The organism is Streptomyces sp. STR69, assembly GCF_024519455.1.
Lineage (GTDB): Bacteria > Actinomycetota > Actinomycetes > Streptomycetales > Streptomycetaceae > Streptomyces.
In genome coordinates, this window is the sequence record NZ_JALJRY010000090.1 from 1 (window position 1) to 829 (window position 829).

Annotated in this window: 1 protein-coding gene; it reads left to right on the forward strand. The window is 68.3% G+C overall.

The features are described 5' to 3' along the window. A partial coding sequence (cysD, locus tag OC490_RS49080) for a sulfate adenylyltransferase subunit CysD (protein WP_262064557.1) occupies positions 1–829 on the forward strand: 829 nt, incomplete at both ends.

Consider the following 829-nt stretch of genomic DNA (forward strand, 5'->3'; position numbering starts at 1 on the left):
GGTGAGTTCGAGCGGCCGGTGATCCTCTTCTCCGGCGGCAAGGACTCCATCGTCATGCTGCACCTGGCGCTGAAGGCGTTCGCGCCCGCGCCGGTGCCGTTCTCGCTGCTGCACGTGGACACCGGACACAACTTCCCCGAAGTCCTTGAGTACCGGGACCGTGTGGTGGCCGCACATGGGCTACGCCTCCATGTGGCCTCCGTACAGGACTACATCGACCGCGGTGTGCTGCGCGAACGGCCCGACGGGACCCGCAACCCGCTCCAGACGCTCCCGTTGACGGAGAAGATCCAGAGCGAGCGCTTCGACGCGGTCTTCGGCGGCGGTCGCAGGGACGAGGAGAAGGCCCGCGCCAAGGAACGGGTGTTCAGCCTCCGTGACGAGTTCTCGCAGTGGGACCCGCGTCGGCAGCGGCCCGAGCTGTGGAACCTCTACAACGGGCGGCACGCGCCCGGCGAGCACGTCCGCGTCTTCCCGCTGTCCAACTGGACCGAGCTGGACGTCTGGCAGTACATCGCCCGCGAGGGCATCGACTTGCCCGACATCTACTTCGCACACGAGCGTGAGGTGTTCAGTCGCGGTGGCATGTGGCTGACCGCCGGTGAGTGGGGCGGGCCGAAGGCGGACGAGACCGTCGAGAAGCGGCTCATCCGGTACCGGACCGTCGGTGACATGTCGTGCACCGGTGCCGTCGACTCGGACGCGGTGACGCTGGAGCAGGTCATCACCGAGATCGCGGCCTCCCGGCTGACCGAGCGGGGCGCGACGCGGGCCGACGACAAGCTGTCCGAGGCCGCGATGGAAGACCGCAAGCGCGAGGGGTACTTCT